The organism is Actinomadura violacea, assembly GCF_017573465.1.
Classification (GTDB): Bacteria; Actinomycetota; Actinomycetes; order Streptosporangiales; family Streptosporangiaceae; genus Spirillospora; species Spirillospora violacea.
The window spans coordinates 224,384-249,542 of the sequence record NZ_JAGEPF010000019.1 but is presented as its reverse complement, the minus strand read 5'-3'; the positions used below and the strand labels follow the sequence as shown (position 1 = coordinate 249,542).

Sequence of the window (25,159 nt, the reverse complement as noted above, 5' to 3'; positions counted from 1 at the left end):
CGGCGCGGGCGCCGGGACGGGCGCGGCCAGCGGCTGCGCGGGCTGCGGTGCGGCGGCGGCCTGCGCGACCGACTGCTGCGGCGCGGCCTGCTGCGGGCCGGTGTCGGAGCGGCCGACCCGGCTCGGGATCGGGTTGGCGGGTGCGGGCGGCGCGGCGGGCGGCGGCACCGGGCGCGGCGGCGGGGCGGCGCGCTTGGTCTCCGGCTCAGGGGCCGGCCGGGCGGGGCGCCCCTCGTCGAACCCCGCCGCGATCACGGTGACCCGCACCTCGTCGCCGAGCGCGTCGTCGATGACCGCTCCGAAGATGATGTTGGCGTCCGGGGCGGCCGCGTTGGAGACCAGCTGCGCGGCCTCGTTGATCTCGAACAGGCCGAGGTCGGAGCCGCCGGAGATGGACAGCAGCACGCCGTGCGCGCCGTCGATGCTGGCCTCCAGCAGCGGGCTGGAGATCGCCATCTCGGCGGCGGCGACGCTGCGGTCGTCGCCGCGCGCGGAGCCGATGCCCATCAGCGCCGAGCCGGCGCCGGACATGACCGACTTGACGTCGGCGAAGTCCAGGTTGATCAGGCCCGGCGTGGTGATCAGGTCGGTGATGCCCTGGACACCGGACAGCAGCACCTGGTCGGCGGCCTTGAACGCGTCCAGCACGCTGACCTGCCGGTCGGAGATCGACAGCAGCCGGTCGTTGGGGATCACGATGAGGGTGTCGACCTCGTCGCGCAGCGTCTCGATGCCGGCCTCGGCCTGCATCGCGCGGCGCTTGCCCTCGAAGCTGAACGGGCGGGTGACCACGCCGATCGTCAGGGCGCCGAGCGACCGGGCGATGTTGGCCACCACGGGCGCGCCGCCCGTGCCGGTGCCGCCGCCCTCACCGGCGGTGACGAAGACCATGTCGGCCCCCTTGAGGACCTCCTCGATCTCCTCGCGGTGGTCCTCGGCGGCCTTGCGGCCGACGTCCGGGTTCGCCCCGGCGCCGAGGCCGCGGGTGAGCTCGCGGCCCACGTCCAGCTTCACGTCGGCGTCACTCATCAGCAGCGCCTGGGCGTCAGTGTTGATCGCGATGAACTCGACGCCCTTGAGTCCCTCCTCGATCATCCGGTTGACGGCGTTGACGCCGCCGCCGCCGATGCCGACGACCTTGATGACCGCGAGGTAGTTCTGCGGTGCTGCCACGACGAGGGGCCTTTCCGCTCGCTCTATCCGACCCGCCGGTCCGGTCTTTCGACCGTCCGCCGCGGAGTTTCCTGACCTGTGTGCATTTCCGGCGCGGGCCGGGGGCGGAACCGACCGTCGATCCGAGCCACCCTCAACCCTCACCCTCAACTTGAGGCTTACAGTTATGTCAACCTGAGGACTGATACGGACAGTAGGGCGGCCTTACCGCCAGGGTCAACTAACCTCCCCCGAACTCCACCGGCGTGTCGCACTGGGCACGGGTTTGCCCTGGTTGGCGACGGACGCGTCCGCCGCCTGCCGCTCAGTGCACCGCCGCCCGCCCCTCCGGTCCGTCCAGGCCGGCCGAACTCCGGCCGACCTTCCCAGCGTGCCCCATCGGACGCCCGGAATCGCCGCGACACACGCACCGGACCCGAACGGCTTGACATTCGGCCGCTCTCCGGGCCGGTCAGCGCGTGATCAGGACCTCCGGCGAGCTGACGTCGACGCCGTGCAGCGACCGCCCCGACGGGCTGCGCTCCAGCGAGTCCAGCAGCCTGATCTTCTCCGCCGCGCGCTCCGGCGGGCCCCACGTCACCGTCAGGCCGCCCTTCATGTGCAGCGTCACCGCCGCCGGCCCGGCGGCCTCCACCTCGGTGACCCGGCCGCGCAGCCGGTCCGGCAGGCCGGTGAGCACCTTGAGCGCCGCGAGCGTCGCCGGGTCGGACGGGCCGGGCGAGGCGACGGCGAGCTCCGGGAGCCCGGCCGGGCGGGTCGCCCCGTCCGCCACGGTCACCCCGTACCGGTCGAGCCGCTGGTAGCGGCCGCCGCGCTCCAGCGTCGCCACCGGGACGCGCTCGTGCACGACGATCCGGACCGTCGCCGGCCACGCCCGCCTGACCTCGGCGGACTCGACCTCGCGGAGCCGCTCGACCCGCGCCCTGATCGCGCCGGTGTCCAGCCGCGCCATCGGGACGCCGAGGCGGATCCCGGCGGCGGCGACGATCCGGTCGCGCGGGGCGAGCGCGGCGCCGCTCACCTCCACATGCCGCACCACCAGCAGCTTCGATCCGAGCAGCACCCAGCCGACCGCGCCCAGCGCGGCCACCACGAGCAGCGCGACGAAGATCACTTTCCAGCGGCCCCCGCGGGGCCGGCCGGCGGCGGGCTCCGGTCCGGCCGCCGGATCCTCGGTCCCGCCGTCCGGTTGATCCGTCCGCGCCTCGGTCATGACCCCAGCTTGGCAGTGATCGGGCCGCCCGGTGCCGAACGGCCGCGCGGCGGCGTGTCCTCCCGGCGGCGGCCCGGCCCGCTTCTCAGCGGGATGCGAGCCGCTCCAGCACCAGCGGGCCGAGCGCGGTCACGTCCCCGGCGCCCAGCGTGATCACGACGTCGCCGGGACGGGCGAGCGAGGCCGCCAGGCCCGGGACCTCGTCGCGGACGGGCGCGTAGACGGTCTCGGTGCCGGCCGGGACGGCGTCGGCGACGAGCGCGCCGGTCACGCCGGGTTCGGGGTCCTCGCGGGCGCCGTAGACGTCCAGCACGACCGCGACGTCGGCCAGGCCGAGCGCGGCGCCGAACTCGGCGGCGAAGAACCGGGTGCGGCTGTACAGGTGCGGCTGGAACACCGCGACGATCCGGCCCGCGGCGCCGCCGGACGCGGCCTTCTCCCCCAGGTAGTCGCGGGTGGCGTCGAGGTCGGCGGTCAGCTCGGTCGGGTGGTGGGCGTAGCTGTCGAACACCTCGACGCCGCCCGCCTCGCCCTTGCGCTCCAGCCGCCGCATCGCCCCGCCGAACGCGGCGAGCCCCTCCCGCACCGCCGCGTCCCCGACGCCGAGCGCCTGCGCGACCGCGACGACCGCCGCCGCGTTCAGCGCGTTGTGCCGGCCGGGGACGCCGAGCGCCACCTCGCCGGCGCCCTCGATCACGAAGCGGGAGCCGAGGCCGCGCGGGGTGAACCCGGTCACCTGCAGGTCGGCGCCCTCGGCCTCGCCGTAGGTCCGGACGGTCAGCCCGCGCGCCCGCGCGCGCTCCGCCAGCTCCATCGCGACCGGGTCGTCGGCGCCGGCGACGAGCGTGCCGCCCGGCTCGATCCGGTCGACGAACTTGGCGAAGTTCTCCTTCACCATCTCGAAGCCGCCGTAGTTGTCGAGGTGGTCGGCCTCGACGTTGGTGACGACCGCGATGCGCGGGCTGTACATGAGGAACGAGCCGTCGCTCTCGTCGGCCTCGGCGACGAACACGTCCCCGGTGCCCTCGTCGGCGCCGAGCCCGGTGGTGACCAGCTGGCCGCCGATGCAGTACGACGGGTCGGCGCCCGCGTGCTGCAGCGCGACCGTCAGCATCGACGTCGTCGTGGTCTTGCCGTGCGTGCCGGCGACCGCGACGGCGCGCCGCCCCGCCATCAGCGAGGCGAGCGCCGCCGAGCGGTGCAGCACGCGCAGCCCGCGCTCGCGGGCCGCGACCAGCTCCGGGTTGGACTCGCGGATCGCGGTGGACACCACGACGGTGTCGGCGTCGCCGACGTGCGCGGCGTCGTGCCCGACGAACACCTTCGCGCCGAGGTCGCCGAGCTGGCCGAGCAGCTCGGAGTCGCGCGCGTCGCTGCCGGACACCGCGATCCCGCGGCGCAGCATGATCCGGGCGATGCCGGACATGCCCGCGCCGCCGATGGCGATGAAGTGGACCCGGCCGAGCTCGCCGGCCGGGACGACCTCGCCGGGATCGATCAGGCTCATCGGGCGGCGCCCGCCGCGCGGACCACGTCGTACACCATCCGGGCGAGCGCGACGTCGGCGTCCCGGCGGCCCATCCGCCCGGCCGCCTCGGACATGTGCGCGACGCGTCCCGGGTCGGCCAGCACCGGCAGCAGGTTGCGGGCGATCCAGTCCGGCGACAGCTCGGCGTTGTCGACCAGCATGCCGCCGCCCGCCGCGACGATCGGCTCGGCGTTCAGCCGCTGCTCGCCGTTGCCGATCGGCAGCGGCACGTACACCGCCGGCAGCGCGACCGCCGCCAGCTCCGCGCAGGTCATCGCGCCGGCCCGGCACATCGCCATGTCGGCGGCGGCGTAGGCCAGGTCCATCCGGTCGCAGTACGGGATGGTGACGTACTGCGGGCCGCCCTGCGCCGGCTCGGGCTCCTCGGTGTTCTTCGGCCCGACGATGTGCAGCACCTGGATGCCGGCCTGCCGGAAGTACGGCGCGGCGGCCACCGCGGCCTGGTTGAGGGAGCGCGCGCCCTGCGACCCGCCGAAGATCAGCAGGGTCGGCAGGTCGGGCAGCAGGCCGAAGTAGGAGCGGGCCTTGTCGCCCATCGCCAGCCGGTCCAGCGCCGCGATCTCGCGGCGCAGCGGGATCCCGACGAAGGTGGCGTTCGGCAGCGGCGAGTCCTGGTGCGACACCGCGACGTGGTCGGTGAAGCGGGCGCCGAGCTTGTTGGCCAGGCCCGGCTTCGGGTTGGCCTCGTGCACGATGATCGGCACCTTGCGCTTGCGCGCGGCCAGGTACCCGGGGGTCGCGACGTAGCCGCCGAAGCCGACCAGGATGTCGGCCCTGGCCTGGTCGAGGACGTTCGCCGCGGCGTTGATCGCGCCGCGCAGCCGGCCCGGGACCGACAGCAGCTGCGGGGTCAGCGTGCGCGGCAGCGGGACCGGCGGGATCAGTGCGAGCTCGTAGCCGCGCTGCGGGACCAGCCGGGTCTCCAGGCCGCGTTCGGTGCCGAGGCAGACGATCCCCGTCTCGGGGTCGTTGCGGCGCAGCGCGTCGGCGAGAGCCAGGGCGGGCTCGATGTGTCCGGCGGTGCCGCCGCCGGCCAGGACAACCCTCATGCTCGTTGACAACTCCTCAGCGTGTTCGACGTGTCGGGTGCCGTCCGCTCGCGTCCGTCCCGCACTCGGCGCGTGCGGGACGCGGACGCCGGGTCGCCGGCACCCCGGCGGGGGGATTCAGCGCCGTGCCAGTCCCAGCCAGCTTAGAGCCCTCACGACCGGTCCGGGGCCGCGTGCGGACAGTGCTTGCCGCGCGCCGGGCTCGCGTTTGGCGAACGCCAGCAGCATCCCGAGCGCGATCAGCGTCGGGATGAGCGCGGAACCGCCGTAGGAGACCAGCGGCAGCGGGATGCCGGTGACGGGCAGCACCGCGATGACCGCGCCGATGTTGACGATGGCCTGAACGAGCAGCCAGGCGGTCGCGCCGGCCGCGGCGAGGCGGGTGAAGGGGTCCTTGACGCGGCGGGCGATGCGCAGCCCCGCGTAGGCCAGCAGCGAGAACAGCCCGATGACGACGAGCGCCCCGGCCAGGCCGAACTCCTCGCCGACGATCGCGAAGATGAAGTCGGTCTCGGCGTGCGGCAGGTAGTCCCACTTGGCGCGCCCCTCCCCGAGGCCGGTGCCGAACAGGCCGCCGGAGGCGATCGCGTACAGCCCCTGGATGGTCTGGTAGTTGCTGGTGAGCCGGTTGCCGGACGGGTCGAGGTAGCCGGTGAGCCGCTGCATGCGGTACGGCTCGACGACGATGAGGATCGACACCAGCAGGCACACCAGGCCGGCGATGCCGACGAACAGCCGGCCGGGCGCGCCGACCACCCACAGCAGCGACAGGAAGATCGTCAGAAGCACCAGGGTGGTGCCGAGGTCGTCGCCGAGCATCACCAGCAGCACCAGCAGCCCGGCGCCCGGCAGCAGCGGCACCAGCAGCGGCCGCCACTCGGTGAGCTGGCCGAGCCTTTCCTTGCGGGCCAGCAGGTCGGCGCCCCACAGCACCAGCCCGAGCTTGGCGGGCTCGGACGGCTGGATCTGGATCGGCCCGAGGTCGATCCAGCGGGTGGCGCCGCCGGCGCTGCGGCCGAGGCCGGGCACCAGCACCATCGCCAGCGCGACGATCGACAGCAGCAGCAGCGGGTAGGCCAGCGCGCGGAACGTGCGGACCGGCAGCCGGGACGCCAGCCACATCAGCGGCAGCCCGACGGCCATCCACACGGCCTGCTTCTGGAACAGCGTGTACGCGGACCCGGTCTCCTGCAGCTGCGTGACCGACGACGCCGACAGCACCATCGTCAGGCCGAGCGCCAGCAGCATCACCGAGCAGCCCAGCACCAGGTAGTAGGAGGTGAGCGGGCGGTCGAGCAGCCCGACCGCGGCGGCGACCTGCTCGCGCGGCCCCGCCCGGCGCGTCCGTCCTTCTTCGGCCGGTACGGCGGTCATGAGGCCTGCGGGTCTCCGGCGGCGGCGAGGCGTTCCACCGCGGCGATGAAGGCGTCCCCGCGGGCCGGGTAGTTGGCGAACATGTCGAAGGAGGCCCCGACGGGGGCGAGCAGCACGGTGTCGCCGGGACGGGCGAGCCCGGCTGCTTCGGTGACGACGCGGTCCATGGCCCCAGTGTCGGTGTCGGCGACGTCGACGACCGGGACATCGGCGGCGTGTCGCGCGAGTGCCTCGGCGATCCGGTGCCGGTCGCGGCCCATCAGCACGACGCCGCGCAGCCGGCCGGCGCAGGAGCGCACCAGGTCGTCGACGTCCAGGCCCTTGAGGAGGCCGCCGGCGATCCACACGATCGGCTCGTAGGCGGCCAGGGACGCGGCGGCGGCGTGCGGCTGGGTCGCCTTGGAGTCGTTGACGTAGGCGACGCCGGCGACGTCGGCGACGTGCTGGATGCGGTGCGGGTCGGGCACGAACGAGCGCAGCCCCTCCCGGACGGCCTCGGGCGGCACGCCGAAGGCCCGCGCCAGGCCGGCCGCCGCGAGCGCGTTGGCGACGTTGTGCGGAGCGAACGGGTGGACGTCCCCGAGCGCGGCGAGTTCGGCGGCCTCGCTCGCGGGGTCGGCGGTGAACGCGCGGTCGACCAGCAGTTCCTCGACGACGCCGAGCTCGCCGGGGCGCGGCACCCGCAGCGTGAACCCGGCGCGCCGCTCGACGCCCTCGGCGCGTTCGGCGAGCGCCGTGGACGTGTCGTCGTCGGCGTTGTAGACGGCGACGGTGCCGGGCGCGAAGATCTTCGCCTTGGCGGCGACGTAGGCGTCCATGGTGCCGTGCCAGTCGAGGTGGTCGGGCGCGATGTTCAGGATGGTCGCCGCCGCCGGCGCGACCGTGCTGGACCAGTGCAGCTGGTAGCTCGACAGCTCCACGGCCAGCACGTCGTACGGCTGCTGTGTCTCTTGGGGGGACGGCCCCCCATACCCCCCGCAGACCGCCTCCACGATCGGCGTGCCTACGTTGCCGACGGCGAGGGCCTTGTGGCCGGCGGCGGTCAGCATGCAGGCCAGCATCCGGACGGCGGTCGTCTTGCCGTCGGTCCCGGTGATGGCCAGCCACGGCGCGGCGCCCTCACCGCGCAACCGCCAGGCCAGCTCGACCTCGCCGATGATCTCGACGCCGGCCGCGGCCGCCGCGGCGAGCAGCGGCGCGTCCGGCTTCCACCCCGGCGAGGTGACGACCAGGCCGGTGCCCTCCGGGAGGGTCTCGCCGTCGCCGAGCCGGACCGCGACGCCGCGCTCCTGCAGCTCGGCGGCCTGCGCGCGCTGCTCGTCGCCGTCGCGGGCGTCGACCGCCGTGACGCGGGCGCCGCGCGCGGCGAGCGCGCGCGCGGCGGCCCGGCCGGACACGCCGAGCCCGGCGACGCAGACGGCGAGGCCGTCCCAGGGACTCATCGTCACTTCTTGGGCATCCATTCCAGGTAGAAGATCCCGATGCCGATGCCGACGAACAGCGCCGACATCAGCCAGAACCGCACGACGATGGTGGTCTCCGCCCAGCCGGACAGCTCGAAGTGGTGCTGCAGCGGAGCCATCTTGAACACGCGTTTCTTGGTCATCTTGAAGCCGCCGACCTGGATGATCACCGACAGGGTGATCATCACGATCAGGCCGCACAGGATGGCCAGCAGGAACTGGGTGCGGGTGAGGATCGCGAGGCCGACCAGGACGCCGCCGAGGGCCAGCGAGCCGGTGTCGCCCATGAAGATCTTCGCCGGGGGGGCGTTCCACCACAGGAAGCCGAACACGCCACCGAGCACGGCCGCGGCGACCACCGCGAGGTCGAGGGGGTCGCGCACGTTGTAGCAGTTGGGGACGAGCGAGGCCATGCAGGAGTTGCGCAGCTGCCAGTTGCCGATGATCACGTAGGCGGCCAGCACCATGCCGGCGGGGCCGGCGGCGAGGCCGTCCAGGCCGTCGGTGAGGTTCACGCCGTTGGACATCGCCGCGATCAGCAGCAGCGCCCAGACGACGAACAGGTAGGGGCCGATCGAGGGGCCGAAGTCGCGCAGGAAGGACAGGTGGGGGTCGGCGGGGGTGATGTCGTAGCCGTTGGGGAAGTTCAGCGAGGCGACCGCGAAGACCACCCCGACCAGGATGATGCCGATCATCTTGGCGCCGCTGCGCAGGCCGAGGCTGCGCTGCTTGAACACCTTGATGAAGTCGTCGACGAAGCCGACGAACCCGAGGCCGGTCATCAGGAACAGCACCAGCACGCCGGAGATCGTCGGGGCCTCCCCGGTGACCAGGTGCGCGAGCGCGTAGCCGAAGAGCGACCCGACGATGAAGACGGTGCCGCCCATGGTGGGGGTGCCGCGCTTGGTGAGGTGGGCCTCGGGGCCCTCGTCCCGGATCATCTGGCCGTAGCCGAGCCGGTTGACGATCCGGATCCACACGGGGGTGCCGACCATGACGAACACCAGCGCGAACCCGGCCGCGATGAGGATGTTGGTCATCGACCGGCCCGCCCGTCCGGCGCCGCCAGCAGCGCCTCGGCGACCCGCTCCAGCCCGGCGACCCGGGAGCCCTTCACCAGCACGACGTCCTGCGGCCCGAGCCGCCCACTGAGCGCGGCCACCGCCGCGCCGACGTCATCCACCTGCACGCACTCTCCCGTCCATGACGCCACCTCCGCGGCACCTTCGGCCATCGCCGCCGCGTTCGCGCCGACGACGACGAGGCCGTCCAGCCCGCTGCGCGCGGCATGCCGCCCGATACTGGCATGTTCCGCGGCGGACGAACCTCCCAGTTCGGCCATTTCACCCAACACCGCGTACGCGCGCCGGCCGCGGGCCATGTGCGCGAGCACGTCGATCGCGGCCCGGGTCGAGTCGGGGTTGGCGTTGTAGGCGTCGTTGACCACCGTCACGCCGTCGGCCCGCTCGGTGACCTCCATCCGCCACCGGCTGGCCGGCTCCGCCTCCGACAGCCCCGCAGCGACCTCGTCCACCGGCAGGCCCGCCGCGCGCGCCGCCGCCGCGGCCGCCAGCGCGTTCGCGACCGCGTGCGACCCGTACAGCCGCAGCGCCACCGGCGCCGAGCCCTCCGGCGTCACCAGCGTGAACCGGGCCCGGCCCTGCTCGTCGAGCGTCTCGTCCACCGCGCGGACGGCCGCGCCGTCCGACCGGCCGAACGTCACGACCTCGCCGGCCGTGCGCGACGCCATGGCGCTGACCAGAGGGTCGTCGGCGTTGAGCACGGCGGTGCCGCCGGGGAGCAGCGCCTCCACCATCTCCCCCTTGGCCTTCGCGATCGCCTCGCGGCTGCCGAACTCGCCCATGTGCGCGGTGCCGACGTTCAGCACCACGCCGACGTCGGGACGCGCGATCCCGGTCAGGTAGGCGATGTGCCCGACGCCGCGGGCGCCCATCTCCAGCACCAGGTGCCGGGTGGCCGCGTCCGCGCGCAGCACCGTCAGCGGCAGCCCGATCTCGTTGTTGAACGAGCCCGGCGGCCACACCGTCGGCCCCGCCCGCCCGACGAGCTGCGCGATCAGGTCCTTGGTGGAGGTCTTGCCCGCCGACCCGGTGACCGCGACGACGGTGGTGTCCGGCAGCCGCTCCAGCACGCCGCGGGCGAGCCGGCCGAGCGCCTCCTGGACGTCGCCGACCAGCACCGCCGGGCCGCCCACCGGGCGCTGCGCCAGCACCGCCGCGGCCCCGGCCGCGAGCGCGGCGGCGGCGAACTCGTGCCCGTCCGCGCGCTCGCCCCGGAACGCCGCGAACAGCGACCCGGGCTCCACCGCGCGGGAGTCGATCACCACGGGACCGCCCGCCACGGCGTCCGGGGGCGCCCCGTCGAGGGTGCCCCCCGTGATCTCCGCGATCGTCGACAGCGGAAGTGGGATCACGCCTGCGTCCCGTCCCCTCTACTTCTCTTCCCGAGGCGCGGCACGCCGCAGCGCCTCCCGGACGACCTCGCGGTCGTCGAACGGCTGCACCTCGCCGGCCGCGTACTGGCCCTGCTCGTGCCCCTTGCCCGCGACGACGAGGACGTCGCCGCGGCGGGCCCGGCCGACGGCCAGCTCGATCGCGGCCGCGCGGTCGGGTTCCACGACGATGTGCGCCCGGTGCCGCTGCGGCACCTTGAGCCCGCCCTCGACCATAGCGGCGAGGATGCCGAGCGGATCTTCGGACCTCGGGTTGTCGTTGGTGAAATACGCCATGTCGGCCAGCCGCGCCGCCGCCTCTCCCATCAGCGGGCGCTTGCCGCGGTCGCGGTCGCCGCCGCAGCCGAGGACCACCGCGAGGGTGCCCTCGGTGACCGGGCGCAGCGCGGTCAGCACCGCCTCGACCGCGCCGGGCTTGTGCGAGTAGTCGACGAGCGCGACGAAGTCCTGCCCCTCGTCAACGCGCTCCAGCCGCCCGGGCACGCCCTCCAGCGACGCGACGCCGCGCACCGCCGACGGCAGCCCGATCCCCGCCTCGACCAGCGCGACGATCGCGGCGAGCGCGTTGGCGACGTTGAACGGCCCGGCGAGCCGCACCGAGGCGTCGGCCTCGACGCCGCCGGGCCCGACGACGCGGAACACGCTGCCGTCCGCGCCGACCCGCACGTCCTCGGCCCGCCAGTCCGCCGCCGGGTCGCCCGACGCGGAGAACGTCGTGACCGGGATCGCGGAGATCTCCATCAGCTCGCGGCCGTAGTGGTCGTCGAAGTTGACCACCCCGACCCGCGCGTACTCGGGCGTGAACAGCCGCGCCTTCGCCAGGAAGTAGTCCTGCATGGTCGGGTGGTAGTCCAGGTGGTCCTGCGACAGGTTGGTGAAGACGGCCACCTCGTAGCGGGCGCCGCCGACCCGGCCCTGCACCAGCGCGTGGCTGGACACCTCCATCGCCGCCGCGCCGACGCCGCGCTCGCGCATCATCGCCAGCAGCGCGTGCAGGTCCGTCGCCTCCGGCGTGGTCAGCGCGCTCGGCACCCGCTCGTCGGCGACCCGGATCTCCACGCCGCCGACCAGGCCGGTCGTGAGGCCCGCGCCGCGCAGCCCCGCCTCGACCAGGAACGCCGTGGTGCTCTTGCCGCTGGTGCCGGTGATGCCGATCAGCGTGAGGTCGCGGCCCGGCTCCCCGTACACGTAGGCGGCGGCGTCGCCGAGCCGCGCGCGCACGTCCGCGACCACCAGCACCGGCAGGCCCGTCGCGGCGGCGCGGCTTCGGCCGGCGGGGTCGGTGAGGATCGCGGCGGCGCCGGACGCGGCGGCCTGCGCGGCGAACTCGGCGCCGTGCGTGCGGGTGCCGGGCAGCGCCGCGTACACGTCGCCGGGCCGGACCGCGCGCGAGTCGTGCGTGATCCCGGTGACCTCCGTGCCGCTCAGGCAGCCCGTGCCGCCCGTGCCGCCCCGGCCGTTCGCGCCGCCCCGGCCGCCCGTGTCGCCCCGGTCGGCCCCTTCGATCCCGAGAGTCGCCGCGAGCCCGTCCAGCGGACGGGCCTGCACAGTGGTCGGACGCATGGCGGTTCTTTCGGTGACGATGGAACGGGAAGGCTGGAAAACGGATGGTGGACTCACGGCGAGTGAGGGTACTCGCTGCGGTCAGTCTCGGGCGTAGATCTTGATGATCGGCGGTTTGCTCCCCGTCGGCGGGATCTTCTCGGACTGCAGCGCGAAGCTCATCACGTCCCGGAACACGGGCGCGGCGACGTCGCCACCATAGTGGCTGCCCCGCTTCGGATCCTGCAGGACGACCTGGACGACGAGCCGCGGGTCGTCGGCGGGCGCGAACCCCGCGAACGACGCCGTGTAGCCCTTGTAGCAGTCGCAGCCCGCGTCGAAGCGCTGCGCGGTGCCGGTCTTGCCCGCCACCCGGTAGCCCTTGATCTGCGCCTTCGGCGCGGTGCCCTCGGAGGTCGTGACGCCCTCCAGCATGTCGCTGATCTGCCGTGCGGTGCCCTGGCCGACGACCTGCCGGCGCTGCGGCGCGGGCGCCGGGGCGAACTTCCCGTTCGGGTCGACCGTCCCCGCGACGAGGTTCGGGGCGACGCGGACGCCGCCGTTGGCGATCGTCGCGTAGACGCTCGCCATCTGCACCGCGTTGACCGACACCGTCTGCCCGAACGCGATCGGGTACCGGTCGGTGCCCGACCACTTCGACGGCGGCTTGAGCAGGCCCGGCGTCTCCCCGGGCAGCGGCAGGCCGGTCGGCTGCCCGAACCCGAAGTCGCGCAGCGTCTGGTAGAGCTGCTGCTCGGAGATGTGCTGGCTGGCCAGGATGGTGCCGACGTTGCTGGACTTGGCGAGCACCCCGGCGAACGTGAGGTGCTCGACGCCGTGCCGCTCGGCGTCGTGGAAGACGCGGTCGTACTTGCGGAACTCGTACGGGACCTCGAAGGGCGTGTCCTTGGTGACCCCGCCGTGCTCCATCACGGCCGCGGCGGTGACGACCTTGCCCGTGCTGCCCGGCTCGTAGGCCTCCTGCACCAGCGGGCTGCCCCACAGGTCGCGGTCGCCCTGCGTCACGTGGTTGGGGTCGTAGCCGGGCGCCGACGCCATCGCCAGCAGCGCGCCGGTGCGCGGGTCCATGACGATGACGGTGCCGCTGCGCGCGCCGCTCGCCTTGACCTGCTTCTCGATCTCCTGCTGCGCCTTGTACTGCAGGTCCTCCTGGAGGGTGAGGCGGATGCCGCGGCCGGGGACGGGCGGCTTCTTCTGGTCCTCGCCCATGGGGATGTGCTGGCCCTCGAGGCTGATCTCCACGCGCTGCCACCCGTCGCGCCCGGACAGCACGGCGTTCTGCGTGCTCTCCAGGCCGGCGGCGCCCTTACCCGCACCGTTCACGAAACCTATGACGCTCGCGCCCAGCGAACCGTTGGGATACTCCCGGCGATATTCCGGCAAAGTCCCGATGCCCTGGAAGTTCCACGACATGATGAGGCGGGCCTGGTCGGGGGTGACGCCGTGCGCCAGGTTGACGAACTGGGTCCCCTTCCGGCTGATCGCCTTCATCACCGCGTCCTTGCTCAGCCCGAGCGTCGGGGCGAGCGCGTCGACGATCGCCTGCCGCTTGTCCGGCTTGATGACGTACGGGTCGGCGGTGATCGCGCGGGCCTCCACCGTCATGGCGAGGGGGCGGCCCTGCGCGTCGGTGATCGCGCCGCGCAGCGCGGGCAGCTTCAGGTCCCTGACCCGCTGCGCCATCGCCTGGTCGCTGTACTTGCCCGACTCGATCGTCTGGAGCTGGACGAGGCGGCCCGCGAACAGCGACAGCACGAACGCCACGACCAGCAGCCCGGCGTTCAGCCGCTTCATCGGGTCGCGGCGGTGGAAGGGGACGCGCGGGCGGCGCGGCGGGCGGGGCGGGCGGCGCCCGGAGCCGCCGCCGGGGCGGGGCCCGCGCGGGCCGTCGCGGCGCGTCCCGCCCGTCCGGGCCGGGCCGCCCGGCCGCGCGGTGGCCGCGGTCGTGCGGAACGCGGCCGTCCGGCTCTTCGCGGACGCCGCGTTCTTGGTGGTCGCCTTCTTGGGGGTCGCCTTCTTGGCGGAGGCCGCCTTGGTGGACGCCGGCTTGGCGGGCGTGCCCTTGGCGGGCGGCTTCTTCTCCGCGTCCTTCTTACCGGTGCCCTTGCGCGGCTGCGGGACCGTGCCGCCGCGGGCGGGCCGGCGGGCGGCGGGGCCGCCCTTCTTACCGGGCCGGCCCGCCGCGTCCGCCCGTCCCCCGGGCGGCCGCGGCGGGTTGCCGGTCTGACGCCCGGACGCGCGCGCCGCGCCCGGGCCGCTCTTGTCGTCGCGCCCCGCCGAGCCGCCGGAGCCGCGTTTCCGGCCGGGCGGCGGACCTGCGGTCCCGCGTCCCGGTCCCTTCGTCACCGCGTCCCCCGCCCCTCGGCACCGGTGGTGCGGCGGGCGCCGTCACCGTCCCGGCGGCTGCCCCGTGTCACGGCCGGCCGCTCCCGTTCCCGGCGCCGCCGTGCGCGGCCCCCGTTCCGCGTGCGGGCGGGGTGCCGTGCGCGGAGCCGCCGCCCGAGGCGGTCCCGCCGGTCCCGCCCGTGGTGCCGGTGGGCAGCGGGACGCCGTCGCCGGGCACCACGGTGCCGGGGACGCCCACGACGGCCGCCGCGCCGGCGGAGGCGGCGGCGGCCTGCGGGACGGGCCGCAGCCCGCCCGCGCTGGTCTTGCCGGTGCCCGGGAAGTAGAAGCGCGGGTACTTGTTCTCCCGCATGCCCTGCGCCTCGGCCTTCTTCGCGAGGTTCTGCGGGGAGTCCTCCTGCTCGTTCAGCGCCTGCAGCTCCTGGGCGCGCTGGTCGAGCTCCTTGTTCTCCTGCTCGAGCTTGCTCAGCGTGAAGGCGTCCTTCGCCAGGACGGTGTTGAGCAGCAGCAGGCTCACCAGGGCGCCGCCGAGCAGCGCGATGATGAGCAGCACGAACGGGGCGCGCGGCGGCGACGCGGCGACGCGGCGGGCCGGGCGGGGCTCGCGCCGCGCCCTGGTCTCCGCGGCCTGCGCGCCCTTGGCCCGCGTCTTCGTCGCCGGCGCGCTCTTGTTGGGCACGCTCTTGTTGGGCACGCTCTTGTTGGGCACGCTCTTGTTGGGCACGCTCTTGTTGGGCGCGGCCTTCTTCGGCTCGGGCGAGGCGCTCCGGCGCGGCCGGGCCTTGGACGGGGCGGACTGCGCGCCCTGCGCGCCCTTCGCCGGGCTCTTCTTGGCCGGGCTCTTGGGCGTGGTGCCGCGCGGCGGCGCGACCCGTCCCGTGGTGGCGGCGCCGTCGGACGGGCGGTCCGGGTCGGGCCGCTTCTTGCGGGGCGCGCCCTTCTTCGGCGCGTTCCTGGCGGGCGCGGTGGCCGGCGGGCGTCGGCTCGTCGTCGTCATGTCGCCTCCCGGACCCGCTCGGCGGCGCGCATCCGCACCGACCCGGCCCGTGGGTTGGTCGTGGTCTCCTCGTCGGACGGCAGCTCGGCCCCGCGGGTGAGGAGCCGGAACCTCGGCTCGTGCTCGGGCAGCGGGACGGGCAGGTCCGGCGGGGTGGTGTCGGCCGCCTGGGCGGCGAGGACCCGCTTGGTGATGCGGTCCTCCAGCGAGTGGTAGCTGAGGACCGCGACCCGGCCGCCGACCGGGAGCGCGTCCAGGGCGGCGGGCAGCGCCCGCCGCCAGATGTCCAGCTCGCCGTTCACCTCGATGCGCAGCGCCTGGAACGTCCGTTTGGCCGGGTTGCCGCCGGTGCGGCGCGTCGCGGCCGGGATGGAGGTGCGGACCAGGTCGGCGAGCCGCCTGGTGGAGTCGAGCGGGGCGCGCTCGCGCTCGCGGACGATCGCCGCGGCGATGCGCTGGGCGAACCGCTCCTCGCCGTACTCGCGCAGGATGCGGGCGAGCTCGGCGGGCGGGTAGCCGTTGACGACCTCCGCCGCGGTGAGGCCCTGGGTGCGGTCCATCCGCATGTCGAGGGGGGCGTCGTAGGAGTAGGCGAAGCCGCGGTCGGCCTCGTCGAGCTGCGGGGAGGAGACGCCGAGGTCGAACAGCACGGCGTCCACGGCCGGGACGCCGAGCCGTGCGAGGACGCCGGGGATCTCGTCGTAGACGGCGTGCTCGAGCGTGACGCGGTCGCCGAAGGGGGCCAGCCGCCGCGCGGAGCGCTCCAGCGCGGTGGTGTCGCGGTCGAGCCCGATGAGCCGCAGGTCCGGGTGGGCCGCCAGCATGGCCTCGGCGTGGCCGCCCATGCCGAGCGTGGCGTCGAGGTAGCGGGGTGCGCGTCCGGCGTCGCGGGCGGCGGCCACGGCCGGGGCGAGGAGCTCCAGAACGCGACCGAGCATGACCGGTACGTGACCGGCCCCGGCCGCGTGGTCTCCCACGTCCATGGTTCACCCCCCTGGTACTGCCACTTCGCTCGCGGACTGCGTGGCATCGCCGGTCCGGACCTTGCCCGCCCCCGGCGGCGGCCTCGCCCGGCCAGGTCCCCATCCGCTGCCCTAAGGGAAGATCACCGCGTTACCGCGGGGGGTCGCCGTCTGGCACCGGGGAAGCTGCGCCAGCTGGCTCGGAGAGCGGCTGGAGACCTGGCCGAACGTGGGCCAGTGCCGGTCAACGGACCGACGGGTCGTCTAGAGGATCCCTGGCAACACCTCCTCCGAGACGTCGGAGAACGCCTGCTCCTCCTGCTCGAGGTAGGACTCCCAGGCCTGGGTGTCCCAGATCTCCAGGCGTGTGTTGGCGCCGATGACCGTGCAGTCGCGGGTGAGCCCCGCGTACTTGCGCAGCGGCGGCGGGATCGTGACGCGGCCCTGCTTGTCGGGGACCTCGTCGGAGGCGCTGGCGAAGAAGACCCGGCTGTAGGCGCGGACCGTCCTCTCGGTGACCGGCGCGGCACGCAGAGCCTCGGTGATGCGCTGGAACTCCGCCATGGGGAAGACGTACAGGCAGCGTTCCTGGCCCTTCGTGATCACCAATCCCCCCGACAGCTCCTCGCGGTACTTCGCCGGCAGGAACAGTCGTCCCTTGTCGTCGAGGCGCGGTGAATGGGTGCCGAGGAACACCGGCCCCACCTCCCGCGCCGCATTGAGGCGCTACTGCTCCCCACGGCGCCCCACTCTACTCCACTCTTCCCCACCGTCAACAAGGAAAACGCCTCTCACGCACGAAGATCGTCGAGAAACCCGCAGGTCAGACGGGGTGGTGTGGAGTGGGGGGCGCGGGACCCCCTCCGCGTGCCGCTCCCCTGCGCGACACCGCCGGGACGGCCCGCGGCGCCCCGTGCGGCGGGACTTCGAGGGGGCGCGCGGGAGGGCCGGAAGCGGCCGGTGGGGCGGAGTGGAGGGACCGGCCGGGCCGTGGCGGTGATCTCCGTGGAGCACAATGGGCTCGCGTTCCCCATGAACATCGCGGCGGGCCCGCCGACGACGTACTGTCGGTTGGGCGGGCGCGCAGGGCGCCGCACCGGTCGCGACGAGACGGGCCCCCGGTCCCGGGGGGCGGGCTCCGTCAGGGGCCTTCGAGCACACCGCGGCCGGACGGCTGAGGAGGGTTTGGTGGCAGTAGGCACGCACGGCGAGTCGTTCATGGAGACCGACCCCCCGGCATCGCGTGGCACCCGGCCCGGCAGCGCGGGCGGCGGCGGGGCGGAGGGCGCGGCGGGACGCGAGGGGCCCGGCCGCGGCCTGGCCGGCCTCGTGCAGGTCGCCGACCGGATCCGCGGCGCCGTCGAGTCGGTCATCGAGGGCAAGCCGAAGGCGGTGCGGCTCGCGCTGACCGTGCTGCTCGCCGAGGGGCACCTGCTGATCGAGGACGTCCCCGGCGTCGGCAAGACGATGCTGGCCAAGGCCCTCGCGCGCTCGGTCGACTGCTCGGTGCGGCGGGTGCAGTTCACGCCGGACCTGCTGCCCAGCGACATCACCGGGGTCAGCGCCTACAACCAGGAGCTGCGCGAGTTCGAGTTCAAGCCGGGGCCGGTGTTCGCCAACATCGTGGTCGGCGACGAGATCAACCGGGCGTCGCCGAAGACGCAGTCGGCGCTGCTGGAGTGCATGGAGGAGCGCCAGGTCACGGTGGACGGCACCACCTACGCGCTGGAGCCCCCGTTCATGGTGATCTCCACGCAGAACCCGGTCGAGATGGAGGGCACCTACCCGCTGCCGGAGGCGCAGCGGGACCGGTTCACCGCGCGGATCTCGATGGGGTACCCCGACCCGGCGTCGGAGCTGGAGATGCTCGACGCGCACGGCGGGTCGTCGCCGCTGGACCGGCTCACCCCGGTCGCGCACGCCTCCGACGTCCGCGAGCTGATCGAGGTGGTGCGCCGCCAGCACGTCGCGGCGTCGGTGCGGCAGTACGCGATCGACCTGGTCACCGCGACCCGCAAGCACCCGGAGCTGCGGCTCGGCGCGTCCCCGCGCGCCACCCTGCATCTGGTGCGGGCGGCGCGGGCGTACGCGGCGCTGGACGACCGCGACTACGTGCTGCCGGACGACGTCCAGGAGCTGGCCGTCCCCGTCCTCGCGCACCGGCTGCTGCCGACCGCGGAGGCGCAGGTCGAGCGGCGCCGCCCCGAGCAGGTGGTCGCCGACCTGGTGCGCCGGCTGCCGGTGCCCTCCCCCGGGAGGTGACCGGTTGAGGAGGGCGCTGGCCGGGCTGACCACGCGCGGGCGGTCCTTCGTGGCGGCCGGCGCGACGGCCATCGTGTGCGCGTTCGTGCTCGGCGAGCGCGACCTGCTGCGCGCCGGGGTGCTGGTGCTGGTGCTGCCGCTGCTGTCGACGCTGGCGGTGTCGCGGACCCGGTACCGCCTCGCGTGCGCGCGGCGGCTGGAGCCGGCGCGGCTGCCGGTCGGCCACGAGACGCGCGTCGACCTGCGGCTGGAGAACGTGTCGCGGATGCCGAGCGGGCTGCTGCTGGTGGAGGACCGGGTGCCCTACGCGCTCGGCGGGCGGGCGCGGTTCGTGCTGGACCGGATCGAGTCGCAGGGCTCGCGCGAGCTCGGCTACCGGATCCGGTCGGACGTGCGCGGCCGGTTCCGGGTGGGGCCGCTGACGGTCCGGCTGGCCGACCCGTTCGGGATGGTGGAGCTGGTCCGCTCGTTCAGCATGTCCGACACCCTCACCGTCACGCCGGCGATCGTGCCGCTGCCGGGGACCCGGCTGAGCGGCGCGTGGGGAGGCGGCGGCGAGAGCCTGGCGCGGGCGGTGTCGGCGGCGGGCGAGGACGACGTGGCGCCGCGCGAGTACCGGCACGGCGACGACCTGCGGCGGGTGCACTGGCGGTCGACGGCGCGGCACGGCGAGCTGATGGTGCGGCGCGAGGAGCAGCACTTCCAGAGCAGCGGGACGCTGTTCCTGGACACCCGGCGCGGCGCGCACTGGGGCGACGGGCCGGGCGGCTCGTTCGAGCAGGCGGTGTCGGTCGCCGCGTCCGTCGGGGTGCATCTCGGGCGGACGGGGATGAACCTGCGGTTCGTCACCGACGAGGGCGAGGCGCTGTCGGCGGCGGCGTCGTTCGACGGGGCGTTCGAGGGGCTGCTGCTGGAGGCGCTGGCCGTCGCGCACCGGTCCAGGGCCGCGTCGCTGACGCCCGGCCTGGCGGCGCTGGGCGGCGCGCCCGGGCAGGGCCGGGAGGGCGAGGGGCTGGTCGCGGCGGTGTTCGGGGCGCTGACCGCCGAGGAGGCGCACCGGGTCGCGGCGGCGCGGCGCGGCGCGGGCACCCGGCTGGCGGTGCTGATCGACGCGGGCGGCCGGACGGCCGCGCCGGAGGCGGGCCATCGGATGCGGGGCGTGCGGCCGCGGGTCCACGGTGCGCGCGGCGCGGACACGCGCGCCCCCGCGCCGCGTCCCGGCGACGACGACGCGCCGCTGGAGCCGCAGACCATCGCGGCGCTGCTGCGCGCGGGCGGGTGGAAGGTGCTGGTCGTCCGGTCTGCGGCGGAGCTGGCCGGGGCGTGGGCGGGCGCCGAGCAGGCAGGCTCGGCCCCGCGGCCCGCCGCCGCGCCCGGAGAGACAGAGGACGCGCAAGAGACCGGGGAGCCCGGCGGGACGTCCGCGACCGCGGGCGCGGGGACCGACGAGGCGGCGGACGTCGCCGGAGGCGCCGCATGAGGATCCGGATGACGGTCGTGGCCGGGGCGGCGACGCTGGCCTGCTCCGTCGGCCTGTACCCGCTGTTCGCCAGCGGCAAGTGGTTCTGGACGGGCGTCGCCGCGGTGCTCGCGGTGATGTGCGGCGCGCTGGTGTCGCGGCGGCTGCGGCTGCCGGCGGTGCTGGACCCGCTGTGCGGGCTGGCGATGCTGCTGCTGTACCTGACGGTGGCGTACTCGCGGGGCGAGGCGTGGCTGGGGTTCGTGCCGTCGCCCGGCTCGCTGTCGCACCTCGCCGACCTCGCCGGGGACGGCTGGCACGCCGCGAACCGGTACGCGGCGCCGGTGCCGCTGGTGTCCGGGATCGGGCTGCTGGTCGCCGCCGGCGTCGGCGTGGTCGCCGCCCTCGTCGACCTGCTGGCGGTGCGGCTGCGCCGGGCGGCGCCGGCCGGGCTGCCGCTGCTGGCGATGTACAGCGTGCCCGCCGCGGTCCGCCAGGACGGCGTCGGGTGGCTGGCTTTCGGGATCGGCGCGCTCGGCTTCCTCGGGCTGCTGATGGCCGACGCGCGCGAGCAGGTCGGCGGCTGGGGCCGGGCGGTCACCGTCCACCGGCGCGGCGGGGAGCTGCCGCTCGCGGGCGCGGAGCCGCCGAGCGGCCAGCGCGTCGAGCCCGACGGCGGGCGGCGCGCGGCGAGCGGCCGGCGGATCGCGGCCGGCTCGGTCGCGATCGCGGTGCTGCTGCCGATGGCGATCCCCGGCGTGCACCCGCGCGGCGTGTTCGGCCTCGGCGGCGGCGGGGGCGCGGGCCAGGGCACCCAGACGGTCACCACGCCGGACCCGCTCGTCAGCCTGAAACGGGAGCTGACCCGGCTGGACGACTCGATCGTCCTCACCTACCGCACCGACGACCCGGACGGCCCCGACTACCTGCGGCTGTACGCGCTCGACCGGTTCGACGGCGACCGGTGGACCTACAGCAGGCTGAGCAGCAGCGCCGCCGACCGGCTGTCGGGCCGGACGCTGCCGCCGCCGCCCGGGCTGAGCATCGCCCCGGTGCACGAGGTCACCACCCGGGTGACGGTGAGCGGCGGCGTCCGGGACATGACCTTCCTGCCGGTGCCGTACGCGCCGTCGCAGGTGTCCATCAAGGGCGACTGGCGGGTGCACCGGCAGTCGCTGATGATCTACTCGCTGAACGACTCGGCGGGCGGCCGGTCCTACACCGTCCGGAGCCTGCGCGCCGACCCGACCGCGGCGGACCTGTCGGCCGCGGTGGGGTACCCGGCGGACGTCGTCGCGCACTACACCGCCGTCCCGAAGAACATCCCGCCGCAGGTCAGGACGCTCGCGCAGAACGTGACGGCGGGCGCGTCGAGCGCCCGCGCGCAGGCGGTGAAGCTGCAGCGCTGGTTCACCCTCACCGGCGGGTTCACCTACGACCTGTCGACGCCGGCGCCGCAGCACGGCAACGACCTCGTCGACTTCCTGCTGCGCAGCAAGCGCGGGTACTGCGAGCAGTTCGCCGCGTCGATGGCGCTGATGGCGCGGATCCTCGGGATCCCGTCGCGGGTCGCGATGGGGTACACGGCCGGCACGCAGACGCAGCCGGGCACGTGGGTGGTGCGGTCGCGGGACGCGCACGCCTGGCCCGAGCTGTACTTCGAGGGGTCGGGCTGGGTGCGGTTCGAGCCGACGCCGGCGGGCGCGGCGGGGCAGGGCACGGCGGTGACGCCGGGCTACAGCCAGCCGTCGGGCACCGGCGGCGGGCGGCCGGGCGACGACGCGCTGCCGAGCCCTTCGGCGACGTCGGGGCCGGACCGGGCGTCGGCCTCGCCGCAGGCCGCGCCGCACCGCAACGACACCGGCCCGCAGGGCGGCCTCACCGAGCAGGACGCCGGGAACGGCGGGATGGCGGCCGCGCCGTGGATCGCGGGCGGGGTGCTGGTGCTGCTGCTCCTCGCGGTCCCGATGGCGCTGCGTGCGCTCACCCGGCGGCGCCGCTGGGCCGCGCTGGCGGCCAAGCCGCGCGACCGCGGCGGGGACCCCGGCCAGGACGGGCGCGGCGGCGCGCCGGGCGGCGGTTCCGACGACGACGGCGCCGCGCACGCGGCATGGCGGGAGATGCACGCCGACGCCCTCGACCACGGTCTGGAGTGGCGGCCGAGCGACTCGCCGCGCGCGGCGGCGCGGCGGCTCGGCGAGCTGCTGGAGCTGGACGCGGTGCCCGCGGAGGCGCTCGGGCGCATCGCCCGGGCGGAGGAGCTGGCCCGCTACGCGCGGGCCCGGGCGGCGGAGCCGCCGGAGCGGCTGCGCGCCGACGTGCGGACCGTCCGCGCGGCGTTCGCGTCGTCGGTGGGGCGCGGGGCGCGCTGGCGGGCGCGGGTCTTCCCGCCGTCGGCGATGGCGCAGGCGCGGTCCGCGCTGCGCGACACCGGTTCGCGCGCCGCGGACCTGGCCGACCGGCTCAACGACCTGCCGAACCGCATGCGGCGCCGGTAGGGCCCGCAAGGCCCGCGGCGCCGCTCGGCGGAGCGGTCAGGAGATCCGGCCGGGTCACTCGCCTTCGGTGCGGCGGCGCCAGCGCTCCTCCATGCGTTCCATGAAGCCGGCCTTGGCGGGACGGGCCTGGCGGCCCCGCCGCACGGGCTCGTTCCCGATGCCGGTCATCCGCTTCCAGCTCGTGAGCGCCCACACGCAGCAGACGACCATGAGCAGGAAGCCGGCCACGCTGACCGCGATGGTCGCGGTCCCGGCGTTGATGACGAGCCCGGCCATCAGCGCGCAGACACCGACGACGAACCCGAGCGCGGCCTTGATGATGCGGCGCTTGTAGTGCACCTGGGGGTTGGTCGACCGGACGGCGTGCGCGAACTTCGGATCCTCGGCGTACAGCGCCTGCTCGATCTGCTCGAGCATGCGCTGTTCGTGCTCAGACAGCGGCACGGCGCCTCCCAACGACAGCCCCGCGGCGGGGTATCCGATGCGGGACGGGAACGTCAACGGTGATATGCCCAGAATACGAGCACTCACCGGCGTACGAAAGCGAACGGCGGGTCCAGGGCCCCATACCGGTCAGCTCACCGCCTTCTCTCATCGTCTCCCGTCCCTGCCGTCGCGTGCGTCACCATCGTGCGCGCGCTCGACCAGGGCGGCGGGGCGGACGGCACCGCGGCCGAACCGGTTCGCCACCTGGTCCATCGCGCGCTCGGCCTCGCGCCAGCCGCGTTCCGGCTCGTCGAAGGCGAGCTGACGGGGGGCCTCGCCGGCGGGGCACAGGTTCTCCACCCGCACCCCGACCAGACGGAGTCGTACCCGTTCCAGCCCGGCCCCCTCATAGAGCTCGCACGCTGTGACATAGATCACACGAGCAAGGTCGGTGGGCTCGCGCAGGGTACGCGCCCGCGTGATCGTCTTGAAGTTCGCCATCCGGAGTTTGACGCTCACCGTGCGTCCCGCGTTCCCGGACCCGCGCAGCCGCGCGCCGACCTTCTCCGCCAGCCGCAGCAGCTCCCGGCGGATCACCTCCGGGTCGTCGACGTCGGTGTCGAACGTCTCCTCCGCGCCGATGCTCTTGTCCGGGGTGTGCGGGACGACCTCGCGCGGGTCGCGGCCCCACGACAGCTCGTGCAGATGCGCGCCCATCGCGTTGCCCAGCTCGCGCTGGAGCGTCGTCACGGGGATCCGCGCGAGCTGCCCGACCGTGCGCAGGCCGAGCCGGGTCAGCGCCTGCTCCGTCCGCTCCCCCACGCCCCACAGGGACGCGACGGGCAGCGGGTGCAGGAAGTCCTCGACGCCGTCGGCGGGGACGACGAGCAGGCCGTCCGGCTTGCAGCGGGTGGAGGCGAGCTTGGCGACGAACTTGGTGCTCGCGACGCCGACCGAGCAGGTGATGCCCTGCTGCGCGCGGACCTGCTCGCGGATCATCCGGGCGATCTCGGCGGGGCGGCCGAGCCGCCGGCCCGCGCCCGCCACGTCCAGGAACGCCTCGTCCAGCGACAGGCCCTCCACCAGCGGGGTGATCGACCGGAAGATCTCGAAGACCGCCGCCGACACCCGGCCGTACTTGCCGTGGCTGACCGGCAGCACCACCGCCTGCGGGCACAGCCGCCGCGCCCGCGACATCGGCATCGCCGAGTGCACGCCGAACCTCCGGGCCTCGTAGGACGCGGCGGACACCACCCCGCGCGGCCCCGCGCCGCCCACCACCACCGGGCGGCCGCGCAGCTCCGGCCGCTCCAGCAGCTCGACGCTGACGAAGAACGCGTCCATGTCGACGTGCAGGATCGCACAGCCGGTGTCGTCGGCGGGCGGGCCCGGCTGCGGCCCGGGCCGGTGCAGCTGCTGCTTGCGGCTCACGCGGCCCCCTCGCCTAGCGGCTCGGAGGCTGCCTCGCCCAGCGGCTCGGCCATGCGTGAGCTCCGCTGCTGTGTTCGCTGGTTCGCTCCGCTCACTGGGCGCCTTATTCGGCCGGCTTGTCGGCCACCAGATGCAGCTGCGTCGCCAGGTCCCGCAGCACCGGGTGCACCGCCGCGACGGACTCCAGCTCGATCAGCGCCTCCGCGGAGCCGGCGTCGCCGTCCAGCAGACCGCTCGGCACCAGGTCCGCGAAGATCCGCACCCCGTGCAGCTCGGCGACCCGCAGGCCCGCGCCGGCCACGAGCGCCGACAGCGACTCCCGGGTGAACCGGCGGGGCATCCGGTCGCCCTCGCCCCACCGCCCGGACGCGTCCGTCAGCACCCGCCGCGCGTCGTCGAAATGGCCGGACACGGCGCGGTGCAGCGCGGCGGCGACCTGCCCGGCCACCAGCACGCTCACCGACCCGCCCGGGCGGACGGCGGCGGTCAGCGCGGCCATCGCCGCGGCCGGGTCGTCGACGTACTCCAGCACGCTGTGGCACAGCACCAGGTCGGCGGCGTCCGCGCCCAGCAGGTCGGGCAGGTCGACCGCGTCGCCCTGCACGGCCCGGACCCGCACCCCCGACTCGGCGGCGCGGCGCTCCAGCGCGGCCAGCGCGTCGGGGTTGGCGTCCACGACCGTGACCCGGTGGCCGAGCTCGGCGAGCGGCACCGCGAACCCGCCGGTGCCGCCGCCCACGTCCACGACGTCGCTCCGGCCGGCCTCGGGGGCGATGCGGTCCAGGACCGTGCGCAGCGCCTCCCACAGGACCGCGCTGCGCACGCGGCTGCTGCCGCGCACCCGCTTCTGCTGCCGGCCGGCCACGGCCGCTCCGCTAACGTCGTTCATCCCCGCCCACCCTAGCCGTCTCCGCCCTTCCG

Annotated in this window: 19 protein-coding genes; 3 read left to right on the top strand and 16 right to left on the bottom strand. The window is 75.1% G+C overall.

Going from position 1 to position 25,159, the window contains the following annotated elements; translation table 11 throughout:
* From ftsZ to mraZ, 13 genes are all read right to left on the bottom strand, one after another.
* Positions 1-1,173, bottom strand: a 1,173-nt coding sequence (ftsZ, locus tag J4709_RS30920; RefSeq protein ID WP_208245811.1) for a cell division protein FtsZ, incomplete at its 3' end; no start/stop codon positions are given.
* A gap of 451 nt (positions 1,174-1,624) precedes the next feature.
* Complete coding sequence (locus tag J4709_RS30915) at positions 1,625-2,386, bottom strand: cell division protein FtsQ/DivIB (protein WP_208245809.1); 762 nt, start codon at positions 2,384-2,386, stop codon at positions 1,625-1,627.
* An 85-nt stretch (positions 2,387-2,471) separates the two neighbouring features.
* Positions 2,472-3,893, bottom strand: coding sequence for a UDP-N-acetylmuramate--L-alanine ligase (gene murC / locus J4709_RS30910; protein ID WP_208245807.1), 1,422 nt, complete (start codon positions 3,891-3,893; stop codon positions 2,472-2,474).
* A complete protein-coding gene (murG, locus tag J4709_RS30905) occupies positions 3,890-4,984 on the bottom strand; it encodes an undecaprenyldiphospho-muramoylpentapeptide beta-N-acetylglucosaminyltransferase (protein ID WP_208245805.1) in 1,095 nt (364 codons plus the stop codon). The genes murC and murG overlap by 4 nt, the downstream gene beginning before the upstream one ends.
* A gap of 117 nt (positions 4,985-5,101) precedes the next feature.
* Positions 5,102-6,358, bottom strand: a complete 1,257-nt coding sequence (gene ftsW / locus J4709_RS30900) for a putative lipid II flippase FtsW (RefSeq protein ID WP_208245797.1) — start codon at positions 6,356-6,358, stop codon at positions 5,102-5,104.
* Positions 6,355-7,800, bottom strand: coding sequence for a UDP-N-acetylmuramoyl-L-alanine--D-glutamate ligase (gene murD / locus J4709_RS30895; RefSeq protein WP_208245795.1), 1,446 nt, complete (start codon positions 7,798-7,800; stop codon positions 6,355-6,357). The genes ftsW and murD overlap by 4 nt, the downstream gene beginning before the upstream one ends.
* A gap of 2 nt (positions 7,801-7,802) precedes the next feature.
* Entirely contained in the window at positions 7,803-8,861 is a 1,059-nt protein-coding gene (gene mraY / locus J4709_RS30890; protein ID WP_173100056.1) for a phospho-N-acetylmuramoyl-pentapeptide-transferase, read from the bottom strand.
* Entirely contained in the window at positions 8,858-10,255 is a 1,398-nt protein-coding gene (locus J4709_RS30885) for a UDP-N-acetylmuramoyl-tripeptide--D-alanyl-D-alanine ligase (RefSeq protein WP_208245793.1), read from the bottom strand. Before J4709_RS30885 ends, mraY begins: the two co-directional genes overlap by 4 nt.
* 18 nt (positions 10,256-10,273) lie before the next feature.
* A complete protein-coding gene (locus tag J4709_RS30880) occupies positions 10,274-11,857 on the bottom strand; it encodes a UDP-N-acetylmuramoyl-L-alanyl-D-glutamate--2,6-diaminopimelate ligase (protein WP_208245791.1) in 1,584 nt (527 codons plus the stop codon).
* A gap of 81 nt (positions 11,858-11,938) precedes the next feature.
* The gene (locus J4709_RS30875) at positions 11,939-13,651 is read right to left on the bottom strand and encodes a peptidoglycan D,D-transpeptidase FtsI family protein (RefSeq protein ID WP_208245855.1); all 1,713 of its coding nucleotides are present in this window, start codon (positions 13,649-13,651) and stop codon (positions 11,939-11,941) included.
* A 619-nt stretch (positions 13,652-14,270) separates the two neighbouring features.
* Positions 14,271-15,200 carry a cell division protein FtsL gene (gene ftsL, locus J4709_RS30870; RefSeq protein ID WP_208245789.1) on the bottom strand — a complete coding sequence of 310 codons (930 nt, stop codon included), beginning with the start codon at positions 15,198-15,200 and terminating at the stop codon, positions 14,271-14,273.
* A complete protein-coding gene (gene rsmH, locus J4709_RS30865) occupies positions 15,197-16,183 on the bottom strand; it encodes a 16S rRNA (cytosine(1402)-N(4))-methyltransferase RsmH (protein WP_208245787.1) in 987 nt (328 codons plus the stop codon). The genes ftsL and rsmH overlap by 4 nt, the downstream gene beginning before the upstream one ends.
* A gap of 243 nt (positions 16,184-16,426) precedes the next feature.
* Positions 16,427-16,858, bottom strand: coding sequence for a division/cell wall cluster transcriptional repressor MraZ (gene mraZ / locus J4709_RS30860; RefSeq protein ID WP_208245785.1), 432 nt, complete (start codon positions 16,856-16,858; stop codon positions 16,427-16,429).
* 522 nt (positions 16,859-17,380) lie between these two features.
* Between mraZ and J4709_RS30855 the strand changes: the two genes are divergently transcribed.
* Genes J4709_RS30855 through J4709_RS30845 form a run of 3 tightly spaced genes read left to right on the top strand, consistent with a single transcriptional unit; the run spans position 17,381 to position 22,381 of the window.
* Entirely contained in the window at positions 17,381-18,424 is a 1,044-nt protein-coding gene (locus J4709_RS30855) for an AAA family ATPase (RefSeq protein WP_208245853.1), read from the top strand.
* 4 nt (positions 18,425-18,428) lie between these two features.
* Positions 18,429-19,904, top strand: a complete 1,476-nt coding sequence (locus J4709_RS30850) for a DUF58 domain-containing protein (protein WP_208245783.1) — start codon at positions 18,429-18,431, stop codon at positions 19,902-19,904.
* Positions 19,901-22,381: a transglutaminase TgpA family protein gene (locus J4709_RS30845; RefSeq protein ID WP_232384232.1), complete on the top strand. Its 2,481-nt coding sequence runs from the start codon at positions 19,901-19,903 to the stop codon at positions 22,379-22,381. The genes J4709_RS30850 and J4709_RS30845 overlap by 4 nt, the downstream gene beginning before the upstream one ends.
* 54 nt (positions 22,382-22,435) lie before the next feature.
* Here J4709_RS30845 and J4709_RS30840 read toward each other — a convergent pair whose 3' ends face one another.
* The 3 genes from J4709_RS30840 to J4709_RS30830 form a co-directional block, all read right to left on the bottom strand.
* Positions 22,436-22,825 (bottom strand): SCO2097 family morphological protein, encoded by a 390-nt coding sequence (locus J4709_RS30840; protein WP_173100048.1) that lies wholly within the window; start codon positions 22,823-22,825, stop codon positions 22,436-22,438.
* 147 nt (positions 22,826-22,972) lie between these two features.
* Entirely contained in the window at positions 22,973-24,238 is a 1,266-nt protein-coding gene (locus J4709_RS30835) for a DNA polymerase IV (protein WP_208245781.1), read from the bottom strand.
* Between the two features lie 103 nt (positions 24,239-24,341).
* A complete protein-coding gene (locus tag J4709_RS30830; RefSeq protein WP_208245780.1) occupies positions 24,342-25,127 on the bottom strand; it encodes a methyltransferase domain-containing protein in 786 nt (261 codons plus the stop codon).
* Positions 25,128-25,159: the final 32 nt, after the last annotated feature.

Excerpts from the sequence above, each read along its gene's own strand:
- J4709_RS30915 (WP_208245809.1), bottom strand. The coding sequence starts at position 2,386 with ATGACCGAGGCGCGGACGGATCAACCGGACGGCGGGACCGAGGATCCG.
- murC (WP_208245807.1), bottom strand. The coding sequence starts at position 3,893 with ATGAGCCTGATCGATCCCGGCGAGGTCGTCCCGGCCGGCGAGCTCGGC.
- murG (WP_208245805.1), bottom strand. The coding sequence starts at position 4,984 with ATGAGGGTTGTCCTGGCCGGCGGCGGCACCGCCGGACACATCGAGCCC.
- ftsW (WP_208245797.1), bottom strand. The coding sequence starts at position 6,358 with ATGACCGCCGTACCGGCCGAAGAAGGACGGACGCGCCGGGCGGGGCCG.
- murD (WP_208245795.1), bottom strand. The coding sequence starts at position 7,800 with ATGAGTCCCTGGGACGGCCTCGCCGTCTGCGTCGCCGGGCTCGGCGTG.
- mraY (WP_173100056.1), bottom strand. The coding sequence starts at position 8,861 with ATGACCAACATCCTCATCGCGGCCGGGTTCGCGCTGGTGTTCGTCATG.
- J4709_RS30880 (WP_208245791.1), bottom strand. The coding sequence starts at position 11,857 with ATGCGTCCGACCACTGTGCAGGCCCGTCCGCTGGACGGGCTCGCGGCG.
- J4709_RS30875 (WP_208245855.1), bottom strand. The coding sequence starts at position 13,651 with ATGAAGCGGCTGAACGCCGGGCTGCTGGTCGTGGCGTTCGTGCTGTCG.
- ftsL (WP_208245789.1), bottom strand. The coding sequence starts at position 15,200 with ATGACGACGACGAGCCGACGCCCGCCGGCCACCGCGCCCGCCAGGAAC.
- rsmH (WP_208245787.1), bottom strand. The coding sequence starts at position 16,183 with ATGGACGTGGGAGACCACGCGGCCGGGGCCGGTCACGTACCGGTCATG.
- J4709_RS30855 (WP_208245853.1), top strand. The coding sequence starts at position 17,381 with ATGGAGACCGACCCCCCGGCATCGCGTGGCACCCGGCCCGGCAGCGCG.
- J4709_RS30845 (WP_232384232.1), top strand. The coding sequence starts at position 19,901 with ATGAGGATCCGGATGACGGTCGTGGCCGGGGCGGCGACGCTGGCCTGC.
- J4709_RS30830 (WP_208245780.1), bottom strand. The coding sequence starts at position 25,127 with ATGAACGACGTTAGCGGAGCGGCCGTGGCCGGCCGGCAGCAGAAGCGG.